This window comes from Bacteroides sp. UBA939 (genome assembly GCF_002293435.1).
GTDB lineage: Bacteria > Bacteroidota > Bacteroidia > Bacteroidales > Bacteroidaceae > Bacteroides.
Genome location: NZ_DBDF01000032.1, coordinates 1 through 5,352 on the forward strand (window position 1 = coordinate 1; position 5,352 = coordinate 5,352).

At 45.1% G+C, this 5,352-nt stretch carries 6 protein-coding genes and 1 tRNA gene; all 7 read right to left on the minus strand.

Annotated elements, in window-relative coordinates:
• Positions 1–64: 64 nt before the first annotated feature.
• Positions 65–138, minus strand: a tRNA-Ile gene (locus B2Z67_RS02115).
• A gap of 94 nt (positions 139–232) precedes the next feature.
• The gene (locus B2Z67_RS02120; RefSeq protein ID WP_291528169.1) at positions 233–544 is read right to left on the minus strand and encodes a DUF4491 family protein; all 312 of its coding nucleotides are present in this window, start codon (positions 542–544) and stop codon (positions 233–235) included.
• A 10-nt stretch (positions 545–554) separates the two neighbouring features.
• Positions 555–1,019, minus strand: a complete 465-nt coding sequence (locus B2Z67_RS02125) for an Lrp/AsnC family transcriptional regulator (RefSeq protein WP_291528170.1) — start codon at positions 1,017–1,019, stop codon at positions 555–557.
• A gap of 195 nt (positions 1,020–1,214) precedes the next feature.
• Positions 1,215–2,081, minus strand: a complete 867-nt coding sequence (locus B2Z67_RS02130) for an FKBP-type peptidyl-prolyl cis-trans isomerase N-terminal domain-containing protein (RefSeq protein WP_291528171.1) — start codon at positions 2,079–2,081, stop codon at positions 1,215–1,217.
• A gap of 22 nt (positions 2,082–2,103) precedes the next feature.
• Positions 2,104–2,694 (minus strand): FKBP-type peptidyl-prolyl cis-trans isomerase, encoded by a 591-nt coding sequence (locus B2Z67_RS02135; protein WP_291528172.1) that lies wholly within the window; start codon positions 2,692–2,694, stop codon positions 2,104–2,106.
• 143 nt (positions 2,695–2,837) lie between these two features.
• A complete protein-coding gene (locus B2Z67_RS02140; RefSeq protein ID WP_291528173.1) occupies positions 2,838–3,584 on the minus strand; it encodes a glycosyltransferase family 2 protein in 747 nt (248 codons plus the stop codon).
• Entirely contained in the window at positions 3,577–4,842 is a 1,266-nt protein-coding gene (locus B2Z67_RS02145; protein WP_291528174.1) for a glycosyltransferase family 4 protein, read from the minus strand. Before B2Z67_RS02145 ends, B2Z67_RS02140 begins: the two co-directional genes overlap by 8 nt.
• Positions 4,843–5,352 lie beyond the last annotated feature (510 nt).

Genomic DNA, 5,352 nt, shown 5'->3' on the forward strand with positions numbered 1-5,352 from the left:
AGAACCATGCTGGGCGAACAACAAAAAAGGCTCACGAGCTACTGCCTGTGAACCTTATTCTTTGTGGACCAGCCTGGGCTTGAACCAGGGACCTCCAGATTATGAGTCTGTTGCTCTAACCAACTGAGCTACAAGTCCGGCGCATCCTTTATCGGATAGCGGGCACAAAAATAGTATATTCTGTTGAAACATGCAAACCTTTCAGGCAAAATATACCTTTTATCTCTTCGTTTTAAAATTTATAGGTGCGTTTGGGGTTCTTGGGAAACCACCCTTTCTTCACACGCTTTTCCTGCTCGAATATCTCTTTAATAGTCCAGAACGAGGAGAAAGCAAATACACCCAAGAGAGAAGCTACCGGAACACTTTCTACACAAAGAGAAGCTGCAACACCTCCAATGCCTAATAAAAGGAAGATCCACCAGCATCTGGTGCCCCAGTAATATTCGGCTTTCACCACTATGGGATGAAACAATCCGATAATGAGAAATGTGCAAATTCCGATAAACAGCCCCGAAAGATGATATTCATTCAGAAACACCATAAATCATTTATTATTTCTCCGGGCAAATGGGAATTTCTTTCTTTATACTTTGTTCCAGTGAAATTAGTGTTTCAGTAGCCGTTACACCCGGAATTTCCTGCATTTTGTTATTCAGCAGATCCATCAGATGCTCATTATCACGCGCATATACTCTCGTCAACATGGTGTAAGGCCCTGTAGTGAAATGGCATTCCACAATTTCGGGAATCTTCTGCATTTCGGCAACCACAGACTTATACATAGAGCCTTTTTCCAGTTTGATACCTACATACGTGCAGGTTCTATAACCCAGGGATTTAGGATTCACATGATAACCGGAGCCGACAATAACACCCAAGTCAATCAAACGCTGTACACGTTGATGAATAGCAGCACGTGATACACCACACTCAGCCGCTACATCCTTGAAGGGAATACGGGCATTCTGTGAAATAATCTCCAGAATTTGCCGGTCAAGATTGTCTATTTTTTCCATACTATCAATTTAATGTAAGTTCTTGTTCATATCAAATAGTAAGCAAATATAGGACTTTATTTTAATTTCTCTATATAAATGGAAGGAAAAATAGAGTAAACGTAAAAAAGAAACGGATGGAGTGGATATTTTGTATATATCCGCCTCCATCCGTAAAGTCTTTACCGATAAAAGGAAAGTTCCTTGACCGATAAATTATTTCTCAATACCTACGAGTTCTACTTCGAAAATCAGAGTAGAGAATGGTTTAATCTGACCGCCGGTTTCTTTGCCTTCGTAAGCCAGTTCCTGAGGGATATAAAGTTCCCATTTAGAACCTACGGGCATCATGGTAAGAGCTTCTGTCCAGCCTTTGATTACTTGGTTGGCACGGAAAGTAGTGGGTTTGTTGTATTTGTAAGAGCTATCGAACTCAACACCGTCAATCAAAGTACCTTTATAGTTAACTATCACATTGCTGGTATCAGCAGGGATTACGCCTGTACCTTTAGTGATAATTTTATATTGTAAACCGCTCGGAGTGGTAACAACGCCTTCTTTATCTTTGTTTTCAGCAAGGAATTTCTCGCCGGCAGCTTTGTTATCGGCATACTTAATTGCCACAGCCTTTGCCTTGATAGCTTCCATGCCTGTGGTCATGTAAGCAGTGGCAGTCTCTTTTGTCATTACATTGCTTTTGCCTGTAACGCCTGCAACGAAACCTGCCAACAGGTTCTTACGGCTGATGCTTTGCGTAGAGTCGTTACCAAAGATTTGCTGATTGAAACCTTCTACCCAGTTCTTACTTACCATCTGGCCGATTTGCAAACCGGTCATATAAGCAACGTCTTTCTTTTCGATTTTAGAGGAACCTTCATTGAAACCTTTGATGAATGCGGCCATTTGGGTGGTGTCAACACCTTGTTGCATCAAATACTGGGTCAGGCCGTCGGTACGAGCCACACCAATAGCATAAGACAATGAGTCAACATCCGTTTTCAAGTTTGCTTTCGGGCTTTGTGCAGTACAGGAAACCAAGCCTGCGCCTACTGCAAGGGCCATAATTAATGTTACCTTTTTCATTTTACTTTATTATTTATTTATTTTAGGATAATATTTCGAGTAATTCCACTTCGAAGACCAAAGTGCTGTGCGGCGGTATCATTTCGCCTGCGCCTTGTGCGCCATACGCCAGGTCGGAAGGAATATAGAGTTTCCATTTGGCGCCTTCGGGCATTAACTGTAATGCTTCTACCCAACCGGGGATTACCTGGTTCACGCCGAACACGGCGGGTTGTCCGCGCTGAATGGAACTGTCAAACAGGGTTCCGTCAATCAAAGTACCTTCGTAGTGACACTTCACCTGGTCGGTAACTGTGGCACGGGTTCCTGCATTACCTTTATTTATTACTTCGTATTGCAAGCCGCTCGGCAGGGTAACAACACCCGGACGTTTTTTATTCTCTTCCAGATATTGCCGGCCTTGCTCTATATTGGCGGCATTTACTTTTTCTTCCAGTTCAGCAAAGTACTTATTTACGATATCACGCGCTTCCGCATGTGTGATAGCTGTGTTATTGCCTTCTAAAACATCTTTTATTGCTTGTGCAAAGTCGTCTACTGCGAGGCCTTTAGCACCCATGCTTAATAAATTCTGACCTATTCCCAGGCCGATAGCGTAACTAAATTTGTCCATATATCTTTTGGGTTGGACTGAAAAGCTGTTTCCTATTCAGTCAATTGCAAAATTACGAGTTGCAAAAGTAAGTGTTTTATTTGAATGATTCTGCTTTTTAGATTTAATTTTTCTTATATCCATAGTAACTTCGGCAATCTTCTTTATTTCTTCAATACGAGCCGCACTACAAACCAGGCGTGGTGGGCCACAGTACTCACCAGTCCGTAATGCCGTGCCATGATATGGAAACGCTCCCGGAGGGATGCCTTTTGGTTCTGCGTAGTCATACCTTCTTCCAGATAATCTATTAGTGTGAGATGCGCATTGTGCAGCGCCTGCGCTTTCTTCATCATGCGGATGCACCAGTCGAAATCGGCGGAGAAGCGGTATTGCAGGTTGTAAGGCTCTACGATATCGCGCCTGACAAAGAAGGCCTGATGGCAGACAAGCATACCTTGTTTAAAGCTTTTCCACGTCAGCGTTTCGGGAGCTGAAAGGCGGCGCATACGCAAGAAATGTCTTTCCTTATCGACTAAGGCGGTTTCACCGTACATCACATCCGGCAGTTCGTTAGCAGTGAGGCTATGCACCATCGCCTGCAAGGTGGAGGCTTCGTGGAAACTGTCGCCGGCATTGAGGAAACAGAGGTAATCGCCGGTGGCAAGGTTGATGCCTTTGTTCATCGCATCGTAAAGACCTTTGTCCGGTTCGCTGACAAGCTGTGCGATATGGTTCCGGTATTTCCCGGCGATAGCAAGTGTGCCGTCCCCGGATGCTCCGTCCACGATGATATACTCCACGTGGTGATAGGTTTGCGCAATAACGCTTTGTATAGTGTCTTCCAGTACCGCTTCGGCATTGTAAGTCACAGTGATGACGCTGAATTTAGGAATGGGGCGGTTATGCATTTCTTCCGGTTACTTTGTTATAGACATCAATATATTTTTTGGCAACGGTACTTTCCGAATAGTTGGTTACGGCTTTCCGGCAGGCTTGCTCGGAAAGGGTGGCGTATTCCGGTTCGGTCAGTATCCAGTAGATGCCGTTGGCGAAATCTTCCGGGGATTTGTATTGCGCCACGTATCCGTTGTGCAGATGGTCTATCATTTCAGGGATGCCTCCCACGTTGAACCCTACGCAGGGAATGCCACAGGACATGGCTTCCATAATTGTGTTCGGCAGGTTTTCTTCCAGCGACGGGGTGACGAAGATATCTACCGCATTATAAATATCCACCAGTTGGCGTTCATTGCTGACGAAGTCCAGCGGATAGACCTTGAACGGTAAGCGGTTTGCCAATTGCTGGGAGTTGTTGCCGAAAACGACTACACCTAATTCTTCTTTCAGTTCCGGATGCGCCTCCGCCAGCAGTTCACAGGATTCAATCAGGTAGTCGATGCCTTTCCGTTTATCCGTAATCTTCACCGAGCCGAACAGGATTAGCTTGATGTCTTGCGGCAGCCTGCACTTATCGCGGGCTTCGCGCCTGTTACGGGGCTTGAAGAGATTGGTATTGATAGGATTGGGAATGCTGGTGACGGATTGTCCTTTGAACAGGGCGCTCTTTCTGGCAAGTTCTTCCAGCCAGTGGCTACAGGCGACGAAAGTGATGCGGCGTCCTTCGTACAGCTTACGTTTTTTAAGAAATGTACGTTGTGAAAGGTCTTTCTTGCCTCCGCCGCCATAGATAAACGGGCAGTGGTGACATTCCTCTTGGTAACGGGTACACTGGCGGGCATGGTGGCAGATGCCGGTGCAAGGCCACATGTCGTGCATGGTCCATACGACGGGCTTTCCCGAGGAGAGTATCTTATCCATGTTTTTCAGAGAGAGCATGCCTTGGTTTATCCAGTGCAGGTGTATCACATCCGCTTGCTGAAACTCCGGCAGGGCGGTGATGTCCGTGCCCGTGTTGGCAATGTCGACGGCGAAGAGGTTATTCTTCTTGAAACGGTTGGCTTGCCATATTGTAATCCGTTCCCACACAAACTTCCACACCATACGCCAGCTTTGGCGGAGCGCCACCACGGATATCTGTTCGGTTTGCTTGTTGCGTACCAGCAGTTTGGCTTTGATACCATTGTTCTTAAGCGATTCCATGAGGCGGCTTGCTGCCACCGCAGCTCCACCGATGCGTTCGGATGTATTGATTAATAGTACTCTCATGTTATGGAATGTTTCTACAAAAGTACTGCTTTTGCAGCTTCCTATCCACAATTTCACGTTTTTTTTAGTCAGTAAACGCTAAAGTATTTATCTTTGCAAGGGAATAAAACGATTACAGGTTGCGAACTACGGGCTACAACGAGGGGCTGCGCTGTACTTGCAAGAGAAGGGTTTTTGCTTCTACAGCGTGATGCCGTTGTATGCTTGCAGGAAGGCATTAACAGGCTGATTATAGAACACAAGTGTTACAGAAATGAATTGCAAGTGATACGGAAATGAATTGCAAGCGATACGGAAATGGATTGCAAGCGATACAAAAACGGGTTGCAAGTACCATAAATGAATCACATACAAGTGCTATAAATGAGCCACACATAAGTGTTGTAAATCAAGCCAACAACTCATAGTTAGTCAAGTTCGTACCCGAAGTACCGTAAGTTATTCATGTTAAGTAGCTGTTCATAATTAGTTTATACTATGAAGATAATATAGCGAAACGGAATCTCAATC